16 protein-coding genes are annotated in these 16,761 nt (G+C 42.3%); 9 read left to right on the forward strand and 7 right to left on the reverse strand.

Going from position 1 to position 16,761, the window contains the following annotated elements; genetic code table 11:
• Positions 1 to 210: 210 nt before the first annotated feature.
• Both PY092_RS05395 and PY092_RS05400 read right to left on the reverse strand, forming a co-directional pair.
• Entirely contained in the window at positions 211 to 1,005 is a 795-nt protein-coding gene (locus tag PY092_RS05395) for a carboxypeptidase-like regulatory domain-containing protein (RefSeq protein ID WP_275614824.1), read from the reverse strand.
• Complete coding sequence (locus PY092_RS05400; protein ID WP_275614825.1) at positions 1,002 to 1,745, reverse strand: carboxypeptidase-like regulatory domain-containing protein; 744 nt, start codon at positions 1,743 to 1,745, stop codon at positions 1,002 to 1,004. The genes PY092_RS05395 and PY092_RS05400 overlap by 4 nt, the downstream gene beginning before the upstream one ends.
• A gap of 213 nt (positions 1,746 to 1,958) precedes the next feature.
• Between PY092_RS05400 and PY092_RS05405 the strand changes: the two genes are divergently transcribed.
• From PY092_RS05405 to PY092_RS05425, 5 genes are all read left to right on the forward strand, one after another.
• Positions 1,959 to 3,899, forward strand: a complete 1,941-nt coding sequence (locus PY092_RS05405; RefSeq protein ID WP_275614826.1) for an autotransporter outer membrane beta-barrel domain-containing protein — start codon at positions 1,959 to 1,961, stop codon at positions 3,897 to 3,899.
• Entirely contained in the window at positions 3,896 to 5,062 is a 1,167-nt protein-coding gene (locus tag PY092_RS05410; RefSeq protein ID WP_275614827.1) for a gliding motility-associated C-terminal domain-containing protein, read from the forward strand. The genes PY092_RS05405 and PY092_RS05410 overlap by 4 nt, the downstream gene beginning before the upstream one ends.
• A gap of 152 nt (positions 5,063 to 5,214) precedes the next feature.
• Positions 5,215 to 5,946, forward strand: coding sequence for a M15 family metallopeptidase (locus tag PY092_RS05415; RefSeq protein ID WP_275614828.1), 732 nt, complete (start codon positions 5,215 to 5,217; stop codon positions 5,944 to 5,946).
• 39 nt (positions 5,947 to 5,985) lie between these two features.
• On the forward strand, positions 5,986 to 6,750 hold the full coding sequence (locus tag PY092_RS05420; RefSeq protein WP_275614829.1) for a M48 family metalloprotease: 765 nt from the start codon (positions 5,986 to 5,988) through the stop codon (positions 6,748 to 6,750).
• A 116-nt stretch (positions 6,751 to 6,866) separates the two neighbouring features.
• Positions 6,867 to 7,034 (forward strand): DUF6747 family protein, encoded by a 168-nt coding sequence (locus PY092_RS05425; RefSeq protein WP_275614830.1) that lies wholly within the window; start codon positions 6,867 to 6,869, stop codon positions 7,032 to 7,034.
• 101 nt (positions 7,035 to 7,135) lie between these two features.
• Here the strand turns inward: PY092_RS05425 and PY092_RS05430 are convergent, their stop codons facing one another.
• Entirely contained in the window at positions 7,136 to 7,528 is a 393-nt protein-coding gene (locus tag PY092_RS05430) for an ankyrin repeat domain-containing protein (protein WP_127138435.1), read from the reverse strand.
• A gap of 208 nt (positions 7,529 to 7,736) precedes the next feature.
• Here PY092_RS05430 and gpmI point away from each other — a divergent pair, with 208 nt between their 5' ends.
• The 3 genes from gpmI (at position 7,737) to PY092_RS05445 (ending at position 11,084) form a co-directional block, all read left to right on the forward strand.
• On the forward strand, positions 7,737 to 9,254 hold the full coding sequence (gene gpmI / locus PY092_RS05435) for a 2,3-bisphosphoglycerate-independent phosphoglycerate mutase (protein WP_275614831.1): 1,518 nt from the start codon (positions 7,737 to 7,739) through the stop codon (positions 9,252 to 9,254).
• 45 nt (positions 9,255 to 9,299) lie between these two features.
• Complete coding sequence (gene map / locus PY092_RS05440; RefSeq protein WP_275614832.1) at positions 9,300 to 10,118, forward strand: type I methionyl aminopeptidase; 819 nt, start codon at positions 9,300 to 9,302, stop codon at positions 10,116 to 10,118.
• 198 nt (positions 10,119 to 10,316) lie between these two features.
• Positions 10,317 to 11,084, forward strand: coding sequence for a class I SAM-dependent methyltransferase (locus tag PY092_RS05445; RefSeq protein WP_275614833.1), 768 nt, complete (start codon positions 10,317 to 10,319; stop codon positions 11,082 to 11,084).
• On the opposite strand, the gene PY092_RS05450 is transcribed toward PY092_RS05445, so the two are convergent.
• Entirely contained in the window at positions 11,081 to 12,430 is a 1,350-nt protein-coding gene (locus PY092_RS05450; RefSeq protein ID WP_275614834.1) for a family 16 glycoside hydrolase, read from the reverse strand. The genes PY092_RS05445 and PY092_RS05450 overlap by 4 nt on opposite strands.
• Before the next feature lie 110 nt (positions 12,431 to 12,540).
• Here PY092_RS05450 and PY092_RS05455 point away from each other — a divergent pair, with 110 nt between their 5' ends.
• The gene (locus PY092_RS05455) at positions 12,541 to 13,797 is read left to right on the forward strand and encodes a hypothetical protein (RefSeq protein ID WP_275614835.1); all 1,257 of its coding nucleotides are present in this window, start codon (positions 12,541 to 12,543) and stop codon (positions 13,795 to 13,797) included.
• Positions 13,798 to 13,810: 13 nt separating this feature from the next.
• On the opposite strand, the gene PY092_RS05460 is transcribed toward PY092_RS05455, so the two are convergent.
• The 3 genes from PY092_RS05460 to nqrF all read right to left on the reverse strand — a co-directional run bounded on the left by PY092_RS05460 (position 13,811) and on the right by nqrF (position 16,761).
• Positions 13,811 to 15,004: an FAD:protein FMN transferase gene (locus tag PY092_RS05460; RefSeq protein WP_275614836.1), complete on the reverse strand. Its 1,194-nt coding sequence runs from the start codon at positions 15,002 to 15,004 to the stop codon at positions 13,811 to 13,813.
• Positions 15,005 to 15,364 carry a Na(+)-translocating NADH-quinone reductase subunit F gene (locus PY092_RS05465; RefSeq protein ID WP_275614837.1) on the reverse strand — a complete coding sequence of 120 codons (360 nt, stop codon included), beginning with the start codon at positions 15,362 to 15,364 and terminating at the stop codon, positions 15,005 to 15,007. It lies immediately after the preceding gene.
• Between the two features lie 86 nt (positions 15,365 to 15,450).
• Complete coding sequence (gene nqrF / locus PY092_RS05470) at positions 15,451 to 16,761, reverse strand: NADH:ubiquinone reductase (Na(+)-transporting) subunit F (RefSeq protein ID WP_275614838.1); 1,311 nt, start codon at positions 16,759 to 16,761, stop codon at positions 15,451 to 15,453.

Here is a 16,761-nt window from a genome sequence, read left to right on the forward strand (position 1 = left end):
TTACCTGCCAAACTATTTTCAGACTTTTTGACTGCGTTCTTCGGTTATTTTGTTATTCAGTTATATGACTTACTGCGAACCGACTTCTGGTATCAACCTTCGGACAAACCCAATTTCAGGCTCAAACATCAAGTTTAAAAACCAAAAACTTACAGCAAAAAAGCAAGACCACCAATGACTCCTAACTCCTAACTCCTAACTCCTAAAAAATCAATCCAAATCGTTGTTTTCCCGATAAGCTCTGCTTTTTTGAAGCATGATATCCCATATCCTAAGCTTATCTTGGGATTCCACCGCCGCCTGAAAAGCTTCGTCCACTTCACAGAAATACATAAAGTCATTTATTTTCTGCATGGGTATTTTAAGTGTGGACACGAACAGCGAATCGGCATAAAAGCCCTGCACCTGTTGGGTTTGGGCATACGTTTTGTCAACTTCCACCCTTTTTTTCAACATTTTGGTGCGTCCTGTAATGGCATTGATCAATGGATCGATTGGTGGGTTCAACAACATTCCCACATTGAACTTTCCAGCCGTTGCCTGCTCCAATCTTCTCTCGCTCTGTGTGGGTATGTGCTGATGGGCATTGGGCAAATTCAATGCTTCTGCGCTCACATCTTGTTCCAAGGTTACCCGGTCTATATCCTTGGCGAGGTCACCTGTTAAATCATAAGGACTCACAACAACTTCCCTTAGCTGATTCACAAATTCCTGCATGGGAACCTCAACAAAGCTGGATTGATACAATGCTTGGGTAACGGGAAGCGATTTCCTTAAAAAATGCACTGCGGAGAACACCAAGGTGTCGTTTACTCGAACCCGTATCGAAAAGTTGCCTTCTAAATCGGTAATTACGGCATCCCGTGTGGTCGTATTCTGGACTACGACCCCCACAACGTCCTTATCCGTACTGGTTACCCTACCTTGCAAGATTTTACTATCCCATTCTTGGGCAAAAGCCCATTGGGTGGCAAAAATCACCAATACGAACAGGCATTTTCTCATTCCTCATCCAAAGTTGCCAAATACTCCTTGCTCTGGGTAACCAAAAAATCGATCAACTGAAATTCGTTTTCCTTTCTCAGCAAGGTCTGGGAAGGTATTTTGTCATCGCAATACAATAGAAAAGCATCTATTTTGTCCTGGGGCAATCGTAGGTCGACCACGAAAAATTCGTCATCGTACACATGGCGTAGCACTTCGCTTACTTTTAATGGAGCCCGTTGTAGCCCATTATTGGCTTCTTGTGGTTTGAACAATGCCTTAAAGATGTTCACAAAGTTGAGTCCATCCTTCATACCTCGGGTAATCTGGGAATTGGCCACATTCTCCACTTCGGTTCCCCTATCTATACCGTAATCGAACTCCTTGAAATCCTCATTCTTTACCTCAAGGAACCGCTCTTGGTTTTCAGGCGTTACCACCACCTCTTCCAGCTCCTGCACTTTTTCGTCAACCTCTACCACCAAGCGGTTGTTGGCCAATATTTCAGGGGAAATGGTAATGACCTCCAACTGGTAGTTGATCGCGGTAAACACCAATTGATCACCTTCCTTCACTTTTATCATAAATTCCCCGTTTTCGTCGGTTATGGTAGCTTGGCCGCTCGTGGAATTGATAACGTTCTCGTTGGGCACATTGGAACTTCGGTAAAGTACTTTCCCCCTGAGCATTTGACGTGAATCCTGTGCTAGGGACCAGCCCGATACCAATAAAGAGAACAATATCAAAAAAGCATTTTTCATTTCTGTGTTTTTATTACAAGTTAAAGAAAACTCTTGGAGACGGGATAAAAAATTAAGCCGTTCTAAACTTTTGTTAATTCTGTTCCCACAAATATACCAAAGGGAATTCCATTCACCCGTGAATTGGGTGTTTTGACGGTATTTATTATGATTATTCAAACTTAAGTTTAGTTTTGCTTTTCACGTTTGGAAAATCCTCAAATACTGAACACTGTGAAAACTTCAATACTCTATTTGATCATGGGCCTACTTGTGATCAACTCGCTGAACGCACAGGTTAAAATCGGCGATAACCCACAGAATCTGGACACAGCTTCCCTATTGGAATTGCAAAGCAACAACCTTGTTTTGGTCATCACCCGGGTAACTGACGCCCAAATGAGCAATATTAGCCCGCTACAGGGCGCCGTGGTGTACAATACGGACCAAGAATGTTTGCATTATTATAACGGTACGGAATGGATCAATATCTGCGAAGAGCTGGACAATTCGTTTACGGTGAGTACCCGACCGGATTATTTCAGCACCATCAATCCAGCACAGTCAAAAGACAGCACCGTTGTCATCTCACAAACTGAGAATGCCGATGGTAGCATCAATTACAATTATGAGGTAGGACTCATCAGAGGGGCCAATATTGCCAATACGACCATAAATGGGGATTCCAAGCTCCAAGATGAATCGGTTACCAATCGTAAACTGGCGGATGAAGCCGTTGCCTTGGACAATCTTGAGGGAGCTACCAATGCAGGTGACATTTTTATGTACAATGGCAGTGCTTGGAACTATGTCAACCGCTCGGACCTACTGAACACCCAACTGGACAGTATTGTGGGCAATGAGGTAGTTGGACCTTTTGACTCAACTTTGAAACTGGAAGGAGACGGCGATGAAATTAATCCCTACACTTTGGACGTTTCCGAAGATGGAATCACAGACTATGAGATTGCAACAGGCGCGGTTACCACTGATGAAATATTGAACCAAACCATCCGTGAGGAGGATATTGCGAACAATGCCGTGACCACAACCAAAATAGCAGGGGGCAATGTAACCCTAGACAAACTTGCCGATGGGACAACCAACGGACAGCTCATGCAGTGGAACGGAACAAACTGGATTCTAGTGGATGGAACAACCTTCGCATCATCCTCCCTCAATGATGGACAGATTCTAGTGGGAGACGCTTCTAACATCGCAACGGGCGTGGCCATAAGCGGGGATGCAACAATCGACAATACGGGAGCACTCACAATTGTCGATGATGCGATCAACAATGCAAAGATGGACAACAACTCTGTAGGCACCAATGAAATAATTGACGGTGGCATTGCCGAAACAGATATTGCGAACAATGCCGTGACCACAACCAAAATAGCAGGGGGCAATGTAACCCTAGACAAACTTGCCGATGGGACAACCAACGGACAGCTCATGCAGTGGAACGGAACAAACTGGATTCTAGTGGATGGAACAACCTTCGCATCATCCTCCCTCAATGATGGACAGATTCTAGTGGGAGACGCTTCTAACATTGCAACGGGCGTGGCCATAAGCGGGGATGCAACAATCGACAATGCGGGAGCACTCACAATTGTCGATGATGCGATCAACAATGCAAAGATGGACGACAACTCGGTGGGCACCAATGAGATCATTGATGACAGCGTTGGTGTCGATGAAATAAACGGCAACATTGCAGGGGACGGGCTCGTACAGAACGGAACGACAGGCGCCCTTGATGTAAATGTCGATGATTCAACAATAGAAGTTAATACAGACCAATTAAGGGTAAAACCTTCCACAACAAACGGACAGGTTCTAACAACACTTGGAGCAAATGTTTCTTGGCAAAGTCCTTTGACTTCAATTGTGATTGGCATGGGACATGTTAATGCGGATGCAAGCTCAAATACCCTATCAAGTTTTATTAATAATGTATCTCGGATTTCAGATCCCGGAGTATATACAGTAACCTTTAACACATCAATATCTACTGATTATATAGTTCAATTAACCGTTAATGGCACTACCTCAGGGATTATTCAAGTAGCGAACCAAGGAGCCAATTCATTTGAAGTACACATTTTCGACACAAGTGGTAATCCTCAAAATTCAGCTTGGCAATTCATGGTAATTCAATTCACTCCATGAAACCCCTCCTCCACATAGCATTTTTGTTATCGGTCAGCTTTGCTGTAGCCCAAAGTGCGCTGTACAACAGTGGCAACTTTGCCGTGCAACACAATGCACAGATAGGCCTGCATACTGATTTTATCAACGATGCCAATTTTGAACCATCTTCGGGATTGGTCGGTTTTTACGGAAACCGCCCCATTATCGTTTCCGGGAATGTATCCCCTGCGTTTTGGGATACCGAGATCATGGCGGATGGCAATGTCTTTTTGCAAAATCCTATCTTGGTTCAGAACAATGTCAATTTTATACTGGGAGATTTCTTAAGCCCCACCAACATCCCTACGATAAACCTGAACTTTATGGATCAAGGTTTTTTCACAGGCGAGAGCAATGCTTCCAAAGTAACCGGCTTTGCCGCCATCAACAACCGTGAGGTGTTTTCATTTCCGGTGGGGGATTCGGAACAGCTCCGACCTTTGACACTGAATTCGCAAAGCGCGCCCCCTTTGGCCGTATGTGCCTATTTCTATGAAGACCCGTCGAACCCATCATCCATTTTACAAGCCTTTGACACCGAAGAAAAAGTAAAGGATATTGGCACCGTATCCGACCAAGAGTTTTGGATCGTGGAAAGTGATGTGCCCGCACAGGTAACGATTTCTTGGAACAGCAGAAGTGCTTTGGGAGATATCCCCAATGCAACTTTGGAATCCATTATCGTGGTTGGGTGGAACAAATCGTCCAACCAATGGGTAATCATCGGCAACTCAGCTATTGGTGGCGACCTTTCATTGGGGGTTATTACATCCCAAACATTTGTGCCCAGCGATTATGCCGCCATTACCTTTGGCACCCTACCTCTGCCCACCGATACATTTGCTGTGGACAACCCCACATTGGGCAATTACTTTTTGAGTCCGAACGGGGATGGCACCAACGATTTTTTGGTTATTGACGGCATGGAGGAATCGCCAAACAATAGTTTGAGGATCTTTAACCGATACGGACAGAAGGTTTTTGAGAAAATCAACTACACCAATGAGTTCAGGGGAGTGGCCAACACGGGAAGCATGATTCCCAATCAAGCAGCCGGCCTGCCCGAGGGTGTCTATTTTTACCTGGTTACCTTGGATGATTTGGAACTGGAATATTCGGGTTTTTTGTTTTTGGATAAATAATTATTTCCTTTTTACACCTAAAACCAAAAAGTCAATTGTTTGGATTCCCGTTTTCACGGGAATGACAATTATAACTGAATCCCCGATAGTGTCTATCGGGTAAATCTTTTTCTATTAAAAATACTTCTTAACTTGGGGGCAAAATTCATTCCATGAAAAGAAGGACTTTCATCAAAACTGCTTCTGCATCAGGCTTGGCCTGCACCTTACCTCCCATTCTTCCAAACATGTATGACCCGGATTACTCCACTGCAGAGTTGATGGGCAAGGCAGATATTGAACTTTTTGGGGAGGGCATCAACCTGAAAAAAGAAGCATACGAGTCCTTTTTGGAAATGAAAAAAGCTGCCTATGCTGATGGGTTTGACATTCAAATGGTATCCAGCTACCGTGATTTTTACCATCAGGAACGTATTTGGGAACGCAAATATGTCCGCTTTACCGAAGATGGAATGTCCCCATTGGAGGCTATCGATAAAATCATAGAATATTCCACCATTCCTGGAACAAGCAGGCACCACTGGGGCACCGACATCGATATTATCGATGGGAATCCCAAAGTAACGGGCGGGGTACTTGACCCTGATAAATTTGAAGCAGGCGGTCCTTTTGAAGAATTTAAAGGCTGGCTCGATGAAAATTCGACCAAATATGGATTCTACCTCGTGTACACCAACAACCCAAGACGGAGAGGGTTCAAATACGAACCGTGGCATTACAGCTATGCCTCCATATCCATCCCCATGCTTACGGAGTATCGAAAACTCAACATTTTAAAGTTGATGCAAAAAGAGAATTTTTTGGGAAGCGAACATTTTACCACAGGTTTCATAAAAACTTATGTGCAGGACAATATTTTGGATATCAACCCTGTACTGCTATAACGGTTTTTTCGTATCTTCAACTATCAAGAACACTTACCCATGAGAAGAGGAAGTTGGAGGATACGCATCCTCATCGGTTTGGCCATTGTTGCTTTTGCTTTTATCCGCCGATGCAGCAACCAAGAAGAGAATCCATACACTGGACGAACCCAGAACATCAACATGACCGCAGAGCAGGAAATCGCGATCGGACTACAGAGTGCACCAGAAATGGCGCAACAACATGGTGGCCTATATCCCGATCAACGCATGCAGGCCTTGGTGGATGCCGTGGGCAACAAATTGGTACAGAGCAGCGTAGCTCGGGAAACCCCTTATCAATATGAATTTCATCTTTTGGCGGACGACCGTACCATCAATGCTTTTGCTCTGCCCGGGGGACAAATTTTCATTACCTATGCTTTATTCTCCCAACTCAACGAACCCCAACTTGCCGGGGTTTTGGGGCACGAGATAGGTCATGTGATCGGAAGACATTCCGCCGAACGGATCGCGGAGAGCAATTTTTGGCAGACCTTGGCCACAGGTGCGTCCGTAGGTGGCGATATGGGTAGCGTAGTAGCAGGTATTGGACAAAATACACTACTTAAAAACGGAAGAGGAGACGAACTGGAAAGTGACGAACTCGGTGTCCTGTTCATGATTCAATCCGGATACGATCCCAATGAGATGATCACGGTCATGGAAGTATTGAAGGCAGCAGCGGGCCCCGATAGAGTTCCCGAATTTCAGAGCACCCACCCTGACCCTGAAAACCGTATTGAAAAAATTAAGGAAGCCATAGAAAAATATTCAGGTCGATAGAATTGACGGTTTATCGATAAAAAAGGCATTCCGACTTTATTTCCTTATCTTTGAAGTAACCCCAAATCAACCATAAGTTCTCTTAATCCTTTTATGCTGTAAAAAAGAGAGAACACATGGGAACACTAGTACACTTTAAAGATCTCTATTTAGAGGCATTTGACGATTGCAAACCTAGCTTTGTGGTATTCTTTTTGAAAGGATATTCCATATTTTGCGCGGTCATGCTATTCATGGCTTTTTATGCATTTTTGTACAGAGCTTTCACAGGTTTTGAATTCTAAGAGATACACTCTTTTGCAAGAACACTGAATATGTAAAATGAGCAAAGGGCCCATCCGATTGGATTGGGCCCTTTTCGTTCTTGGACGAATAAACTCCTTTTCTATTTTTTCATAGCAGCTTCCAACACGGCCTGTGCTTCGGTAGCATTGGATAGTTTGGCATATTTCATGGCGGTCATTCCACCATCACAACGTTTTTTAAGGTCCGCACCATTGGCAATAAGCACTTTGAGCACTTCAGCCTTGTTGTAACGGGCAGCATAATGGATAGGTGCCTTGCCCAAGGATTTTTGGTTGACATCCTCTCCAAGTTCAATGAATTTTTTTACGGTCTCCACATCGCCTTGCATTACGGCTTTACAAAAAGCACTTAAGGCATCTGGGGAAACCATTTCAATGGTTGATTCTGTTTCGTTGGCTTTCAGCTCATTGGCAGAAACACCGCTTAGGGCCAACAGACATACAGCGGCCACTGTGAAGATTGTTTTTTTCATGATGAATTGTTTTTGATTAATGAATTTACTTGTTATAAAAATAGACTTCTCAAAACCTTATGCGTTACATGATTAACAGATAAATAACTAAATTTTAACAACTTTTCAATATTAACATAAAATTATTAACAGATTCATAATTAGAATTTTAAAGAAAAACTAGGGCATCCAACGAGATCATTTTATTTTTGCAGTACAATATTTCACTATGGACAAAAAGGTTATTCTAATGATTTTGGATGGTTGGGGAAAATCCCCAGATCCAAAGGTTTCGGCAATTGAAAAAGCCAACACCCCATTTATTGACTCGCTATATACCAAATATCCCGATGCCGATCTACACACGGACGGAATGAACGTTGGTCTGCCCGAAGGACAAATGGGAAACAGTGAAGTGGGCCACATGAACTTGGGTGCGGGAAGAATCGTGTACCAAGACTTGGCAAAAATCAATAAAGCAGTAAAAGAGGATACCTTAAGAAACGAGAAAGTGCTTCAAGAAGCATTTGAATACGCCAAAGCAAACCATAAACCCGTCCATTTTTTAGGTTTGGTAAGTGATGGCGGTGTGCACAGTCACATTGACCATCTCAAGGCATTGGTCAAAGCCGCTGATGAAAGCGGGGTGGAAAATTCCTTTGTCCACGCGTTTACTGATGGTCGGGACGTTGATCCCAAAAGCGGCAAAGGCTTTTTGGTAGATCTTGACAACTATTGTGCCGACAAAAAGACCAAATTGGCAACCGTGATCGGAAGATATTACGCCATGGATCGTGACAAGCGATGGGAGCGGGTTAAAATGGCCTACGATGTTGTAGTGAATGCCGAAGGCGAGAAAACCCAGAATATCGGAGAGGCCATGCAAAAAAGTTATGATGGTGGCGTTACCGATGAGTTCATCAAACCTTTGGTTTTAACGGATACCAATAACGAACCGGTCGCTAAAATCAAAGATGGCGACGTGATCATCTTCTTCAATTTCAGGACCGACCGTGGCCGTGAATTGACCCAAGCTTTGAGCCAACAGGATTTCCATGAGCAGAATATGCACAAACTGGACCTGTATTACGTTACCATGACAAATTATGATGAATCCTTCAAGGACATCAAAATCATATTCAACAAAGAAAATATCAAGGACACTTTGGGCGAGACCCTTGCCAAAAACGGCAAGAAACAAATCAGAATCGCCGAAACCGAAAAGTACCCCCACGTTACCTTTTTCTTCAATGGAGGACGTGAAGAACCTTTTGAAGGCGAGCAACGCATTCTTTGCCCATCCCCCAAAGTGGCCACTTATGATCTTCAGCCCGAGATGAGTGCCTACGATATTCGCGATGCCATTATCCCAGAATTGAAAAAAGGTAATGCCGATTTTGTCTGCCTCAATTTTGCCAACCCAGATATGGTTGGGCATACAGGTGTAATGGAAGCGGCCATAAAAGCTTGCGAAACGGTGGACGAATGTGCCAAGGATGTGATAACCGCTGGTTTGGAGAACGGCTATTCCACTATTGTAATTGCCGACCATGGCAACTGTGATACTATGGTCAATCCAGACGGTAGCCCCAACACAGCACACACCACCAACCCAGTTCCACTGATTTTGGTGGACAATGATATAAAAGAAGTGAAAAGTGGTGTATTGGGCGACATTGCCCCTACCATCCTCAAATTATTGGGCGTTCCACAACCGGAATTAATGACCCAAAAACCATTGATATAAACAAACATTCCCTAAAATCCCTTGAATCAATCTATCTTTGCGGGCATGATTAAAGTAAAAACAGCTGAGGAAATCGAGTTGATGCGTGAGAACGCTTTGGTAGTATCCAAAACCTTGGGCATGTTGGCCAAGGAAATAAAACCCGGTGCCAATCCACTGAAATTGGATAAAATGGCCGAGGAATTTATTCGGGAACAAGGAGCTGAACCAGGCTTTTTGGGTATGTACGACTTTCCCAACACCTTAAATTGGAGCCCTAACGCACAAGTGGTGCACGGAATACCCGGTAATGATCTCTTAAAGGATGGAGATATTGTTTCCGTTGATTGCGGTGCGGTCAAAAATGGTTTCTACGGCGACCATGCCTATACTTTTGAAGTAGGCGAAGTAGCCGAGGAAACCAAAAAACTCCTCAAGGTCACAAAAGAATCGTTGTACATTGGAATCAGGGAGTTTAAACTAGGCAACCGTGTAGGCGATGTGGGCTATGCCATTCAAAAGTACACTGAAGACCACGGATATGGTGTGGTACGTGAATTGGTAGGTCATGGTTTGGGACGTGAGCTCCATGAGGACCCTCAAATGCCCAACTACGGCAAACGTGGACGTGGCAAAAAATTTGTGAACGGAACGGTTGTGGCCATCGAGCCCATGATCAATATGGGTACTAGGCGAATCAAACAGCTTAGGGACGGTTGGACCATACTTACCGCCGATGGCAAACCAAGTGCCCATTTTGAACACGATGTAGCCCTAGTGGATGGAAAACCGGAACTGTTGTCCACGTTCCAATATATTTATGAAGCTTTAGGGATTAGCAGCGACGAAGAAGATGAGTTCCGTAGCGAGAAATTGGTGCTTTAAGTAAGTAGTTCTGATAAAAATTCGTCAATTCGAGTGATTTTTGGGAGTGAAACGTACAAAAATTATATCGAGAATTGGAAAAAGCAGTACTCAATCCACAGTTCTCGATACTTTTTCCATAAGGAAAAAACTCGAACTGACATTTTATTTGACGCATAGGTACCTCTAGGTTTACAACAGGCATTAATCATTTTATTCGTGTCAAAAATATTTAAATACTTCCTCAATCTAATCCCTAGACCATTACTCATCCGGTTAAGCTATTGGGTACGTCCATTGATTGCCTTTTCCCTAAAGGGAGACAAGTTCACAGACCCGATAGATGGAAAATCCTTCAGGAGCTTTTTGCCCTATGGTTATGAGAACCCAAGGGAGAACGTACTCTCCCCCTCTACCCTCTCCTTGGAACGGCACCGTTTATTATGGTTGTATTTAAAGAATGAAACCGAGTTCTTCAACGAGCCCATGAAATTACTCCACTTTGCTCCCGAACAGGCTTTTTACAAGCGCTTTAAAAAGTTGGATAATTTGGAATACACCACTACCGACCTCAATTCTCCTTTAGCTGATGTGAAAGCGGATATCTGCAATCTACCCTTTCAAGATGATTCTTTTGACGTGATTCTGTGCAACCACGTACTGGAACACATCCCCGATGACACCAAGGCCATGCAAGAACTCTACCGCATCATGAAACCAGGCGGATGGGGCATATTTCAAATTCCGCAAGACCTGAAAAGGGAAAAAACATTCGAGGACGACACCATTACCGACCGAAAGGAGCGCGCCCGTATTTTTGGTCAGTACGATCATGTCCGCATCTACGGAAGGGATTATTTTGATAAGCTTCGCAGTATAGGTTTCACTGTGGAAGAAGTGGATTATACCCATACACTTCCAAAGGAGACAGTTGAAAAATATAGATTGGCTAAGGGGGAGATTATTCCTTTTGTTTGTAAAGGTTAATTAATTTGTATTCCGTTCAATTTGTCCAGTTTGGCAATTACACCCCAGTTTTGTTGATATTGTTCATCTCCTGTCAGTATCATGAACAATTCATTTTTCCCTTGCAATAGATTAAGATTCAAGTTTTCGTTATCCACAAACACCCTTCCCTCTTCTTTTTTCATATCCATTTCCTTGTTGAAAACAACTTCATTGTTCAATACCACTATTAAATGCTTCGCATAACCAATATGCATACTTGCATCCTGTTTGGTCTCTGAATGAATAATCGTTTTCAATGCAACACTACCATTCATTTGGCTAATAAACCTACTGATATTGAGCAATCCATCAACATCGGTTTCCACATATTTCCATGTGGCACCATTTTCTCGAATAGAATCCAACTGGGAAAGAATTCCATTTTCATTTTTAATAAATTTTGGTGAAATCTGCCATTTCTTAATGTAATTATCAGAAAGCACTTCTTCTCTATTGTTCTTAATTGACAAAGTACCATCTCCCAGATCCTTTATTGAAACATTGGTATAAAAAGCATCAAAAAATTGATTTCGCAGGCTAATATCCCCTGTTTTAACATCTCGTTTCAAATCCACGGTCATTCTTGGAATCTCCATATCTTGGACATAAACAGAAGCTCGGTCCCCAACAACTATAATTTTGACATGCGACCATACGTTTGGATCCCACAATTCCCAATTCGTAGCAGTTTCCCTCAAAAAACTTCCTTTATACTGCTCTGCATCACCAATACCCCAAGTTCTTTCATTTACCAATTGCACTTGGGCATTTGGGGAATATCTCACTCCTTTTTCTTCCAGTTTTAAGCGTAGACTATTGCTTATTACCCCCTTTTCCAAATAGTGTTCGATGGATAATGGGAATGATGCTATCTTCTCTTCCGTAAAGGTGGCACTTGCCTCATATTTTGGATAGTTGTACAATTGCCACGGCAAACTCCCATTAAAAATGGGTATATATTGAAGTGCATCTTTTTTATTACTTGAATTTTCCCTCAAATAGATCAGTTCATAGTTTTCTTTGTCCTGTCCCCGGAATCCCAATCCCGGCATCACAAATCCAATCACATCAAATTTAATTTCAAAATCTTTAAACTTTTTATTTTTGAGGTAAGCAATATGCCCCTTAGGTAAGTGAAGCGCCATTTTATCATTGTACTCTACCGTATCAATGGGCTGTTCGTTACCCTCTTTGTCCACAACATTCCATTGGAACTGGGCAAAAGGCAGTTCTTGTACTTGGTTGTCTTTTTTCTTCTTTTGTGCACATGAAGTTTGGAAGAATAAAGTGCCGCAAAGTAATAACATATAGATTTTTGTTCTCATTATATGATCTTTTTTAATTACTATTGATCGATGATTTTTCAAATGTATTATTGAACAATCCTCTAAATGCAAACAGACTTGTTCATTTTTGTTCAAGTTCATTCATCATTATGAACACTTCTGAATTGGAAGATTACAAGAAACATATCGATCATTGCTTTTTATTGATTTCCAATAAGTTATCTCGAGGTCCCATAAAATCATGGGACACCCGTGACTTTCAGGCTCTGTGTGAATCCATACAGGAAGAAACGGGTATTCTATTGAGTATTTCCACACTAAAGCGTTTAGGCGGACGCATACATTATAAATCAAGACCTAACAGCAGTACTTTGGATACTTTGGCAAAGTACATTGGATATGATCACTGGAGGGCTTTTTCAAATAGCTTTGAACCTGCTGGACCAGTTGTTGTAAAAGACAAAAAAACAATTGGAACAAGCACATTCCTCACATACGGCACAGCTATTATATTCCTGATTTCGGTTGTTTTTTCCCATTCACTTTTACGGAACCGTGCCAAATATTATAGTCCAAATGATTTTGCATTTTCCATTAAATCCGTAGCTACAGGATTACCAAATTCTGTAGTCTTCAAATACAATGCCTCCATAGCAGATGAAAAGGACAAAATTGAAATTCAACAGGACTGGGACAAAAGAAAAAGAGTGGTTGTCAACAAAAATGACAGTATCCTGACCAGTATCTATTATAGACCAGGTTTTTTTAAATCAAAACTGGTGGTCAATGATTCCATTGTTAAAGAAAAAGATGTTTTTATCCCATCCAATGGTTGGTTGGCCACTATCGAAACAGATTCCATACCCGTATACTTACATCTTGAAAATGAACTCTCCATAGACGTTGATATGTTAAAAGTCCATGGGATAAACCCGCATACCAGCAAAACCATTGTGGGGCTTTATCAAGTAAGGGATTTTGGGGAACTATATACTGATGAATTTGAACTGACGACCTCTTTTCAAAACAACTTTCAATCTGGGAATACTCCTTGCCAAGTAGCCCAACTGACAATTATACATGAAGATGGGCCAATTGCAATCCCTGTGTGCAACAAAGGTTGCATTTCAGAAATTTCCTTGTTTGCTTTTGATAAACAAATAAGCGGAAAGAAAAACGATCTTTCGAATTTCGGTGTGGAACCTACTGACCCCATTCAATTAAAATGCATCTCAAAAGACCAAAAAATGGTTATTACAATCAATGGAAATCATGCTTATACTTTTGATGTTGCAGAAACTAGAAGTAAAATAATAGGTGTTGGTTTTTTCTTTGAAGGAACAGGTTTGGTTCAAAATATAAGAATCAAAAAAAATGATAAAATTTTATACGATTCCAATAACTAAATTATAAATACCATTACTCCTTTACCAAAGCTTCAAAACCTGGAGTGAAAAACTCTTGTGTCTCCCCATTTTCATCCAAGTAAATGATATAGGCTTCCAACTCGTCATGATCTTCGAGCACTTGTTTTGTATCCTCGAGATCCATTGCCATAAACGAAGTCGCAAAGGCATCGGCAACGGCACAGGTCTTGGCCACCACACTTGTCGCGAGAACATTGGAATTTTTGGTATATCCTGTTTTGGGGTTGATGGTATGCACGTACTTCTCTCCCGTCTCTGGATCTACCCGAAACTTCCTGTAGTTTCCAGATGAGGCCATGGCCATATCCTCCAAGGATACGATCTGCTTCAGTTGACGACCTGTTTCCACTTGGGGGTCGTCAATTCCAACAGACCATTGTTTTCCAGAATCCAGATTAGTTCCTTTGGCCAATACTTCTCCGCCAACTTCCACCAAATAATTCTTGATCCCTTTTTCATCCAGCATAGCTCCCAATCGATCTATGGCGTAGCCTTTGGCCACAGCATTAAAATCAAATCGGATGGAGGGATGCGTCTTTGATATGGTGTTATTGGAATTCAACTTTACCTTATCCCATCCTACATACCCCAGTAAACTATCCACGCGAAGGCTATCAAGCTCTATCTGCTCTCCCGGCCCAAATCCCCATGCATTGGCCAAAACGCCTATGGTAGGGTCAAAATAGCCGTTTGAGGCCTTGTGAACCTCGCTGGAAACATCAAAAACTTCCTTGAACATCTCATCGACTACAATGGTGGAGTCACCTTCATTGATCTTGGAAATATCAGAAGAAGGGATGTAGGTGGACATGGACTGATTGAGCACCTGAAAAACAGAATCTATCTCCTGTTGGTAGTCCAACTCCTCATCCGCAATGTAAATAATGGAATAGGTAGTACCCAAGGCATTTCCCCAAGTTTGGTTTTTGACACTTTTCTTTGGCGTACAGCTCAAAAACAATACGACCAATCCCAATAACAATACTTTATAACTCGCAGTGCATTTTGATGAAAAATTCGTCATTTCGAGTGGTTTTTTGAACTGAAGGTCAAAAAAATGTATCGAGAAAAGAATTTTCTTAAATATAAACCTTGTTCTCGATACTTTTTCCTTCTGAAAAAACTCGAACTGACGGTTTTTAGCCATAATGGTATCTAAATGCTTTATGGGTATTTTATGCTTCATTTATATTTCGATTAAACCTTGATAGTCCACTACATATTCCTCATTCAAATACAACGGCTCCGTCCTGTCCGATGCATTGGATAGACCGACCCCTGCAAAATAGGTCCTTGCCTCAAATTTCTCCGCATGGTTCTTTAAGGTACGCATCAATTCTTCATCATATTCCCTTGGATTCAAGGGAAATTCCACATTGCGCACCACAATAAAGTGCAGTATCTTTTCCTTGAGACATACATACTGTGGGTTCTTTTTGAGCTTACTGTTGATGGCCATAAATTCAAAACCATTGGCCTCCAGCTCGCGACCCACGATGTTCATCGCCAAGTTGTGCAGTTCCTGTTCTGTTAGTTCTCTTCCCATAGGCAACAAAAAAACCGATGCATGAGCATCGGTTTGGTTTTATTCATACCTCTCGACAATGCTCGAGGTGATTCGCTATTTTGGTTTTATCCTCCAAAGTCATCGAACCTGATATTCTCATCTGGAATACCAAAATCCTGACCCATTTTCTCCACTGCTTTGTTCATCAATGGTGGACCACAGAAGTATAGCTCGATATCCTCTGGTGCTTCATGATGGTTCAAATAGTTATCAATAACACAGTTGTGGATGAACCCAACAAAACCATCTCCTTCTTCATCATTGATATCCTTCTTCACTTTCCAGTTATCCTCTTCCTGAGGCTCTGAAAGTGCCATGTAGAACTTAAAGTTAGGGAATTCCCTTTCCAATTCCTTAAAGTGATCAATATAGAACAACTCTCTCTTGGAACGACCACCGTACCAATAAGTCACTTTTCTATCGGTCTTCAAGGTTTTGAACAGGTGGTACAAGTGGGAACGCATCGGGGCCATACCGGCACCACCACCAACGTAAAGCATTTCAGCATCGGACTCGTTGATGAAGAATTCACCAAATGGCCCAGAAATGGTTACTGGGTCACCTTCCTTCAAACTAAAGATATAAGAAGAAGCAATACCTGGGTTTACATCCATCCATCCGTTTTTATTACGATCCCATGGTGGGGTTGCAATACGAACGTTCAGCATGATTTCCCTTCCTTCTGCTGGATAAGAAGCCATGGAATAGGCTCTTTCCTCAGTTTCTGGGTTCTTCATGACCAATGGCCACAAGTTGAATTTGTCCCACTCCGTTTGGAACTTGTCAGGGGTTTCATGCTCTTCTGGGTGAGCCGTAATGTCAATATCAGAATATTTCACTTCGCATGGTGGAATTTCGATTTGAATATATCCACCTGCCTTATAGTTCATATCCTCTGGAATCTCCACCACAAATTCTTTGATGAAAGAGGCTACGTTGTAATTACGTACCACTTTGGCATTCCATTTTTTGATACCGAACACCTCTTCTGGAATTGTGATTTCCATGTCCTGCTTTACCTTAACCTGACAGGCCAAACGTGCACCTTCGCCCAACTCCTTTTTTGAGAAGTGGGGAGTCTCGGTCGGCAATGCCTCACCTCCACCTGAAAGTACGTGGCATTCACATTGGATACAGGTTCCACCTCCACCACAAGCGGAAGGCAGGAATATTTTTTGGTTACCCAAAGTTGACAGCAAGGAACCTCCCGATCCGACTTCCAATTTCTTTTCGCCATTTATGGTAATGGTCACGGGACCTGACGGGGATAGCTTTTCCTTAGTGAACAGCAAAAGTGCCACTAACAGTAACAACAAAACAAGAAATGCAACTACAGTAATTAAGATAGTACCTCCGGTACTTGCGGCTAATATCAT

The organism is Flagellimonas yonaguniensis (assembly GCF_029193885.1).
In the GTDB taxonomy this organism is placed as follows: domain Bacteria; phylum Bacteroidota; class Bacteroidia; order Flavobacteriales; family Flavobacteriaceae; genus Flagellimonas; species Flagellimonas yonaguniensis.